This window comes from Priestia sp. SIMBA_032 (assembly GCF_046535215.1).
GTDB lineage: Bacteria > Bacillota > Bacilli > Bacillales > Bacillaceae_H > Priestia > Priestia aryabhattai.
The window spans coordinates 1-249 of record NZ_JAWRXD010001240.1 but is presented as its reverse complement, the minus strand read 5'-3'; the positions used below and the strand labels follow the sequence as shown (position 1 = coordinate 249).

Sequence of the window (249 nt, the reverse complement as noted above, 5' to 3'; positions counted from 1 at the left end):
ATGGAAACTTAAATATGATTCAAGGATCTATTCAGCATTTAGTAACAAGTGCACCTTGGCTATTTGCCATCGCACTATTCATTCTATCTATTTTACTGTACAGCCAAGCAGCAACAGTACGTGCCTTAATGCCACTTGGACTATCCCTTGGTATTCCACCAGCGCTACTGATTGCGATGTTCCCTGCAGTAAATGGATATTTCTTCATTCCGAACTATGGAACAATCGTTGCTGCCATTAACTTTGACC

At 41.0% G+C, this 249-nt stretch carries 1 protein-coding gene; it reads left to right on the top strand.

The genetic code is table 11. The annotated features are described in order from the left end of the window. Positions 1-249, top strand: a 249-nt coding sequence (locus tag SB717_RS38300) for an anaerobic C4-dicarboxylate transporter family protein (protein ID WP_410908430.1), incomplete at both ends; no start/stop codon positions are given.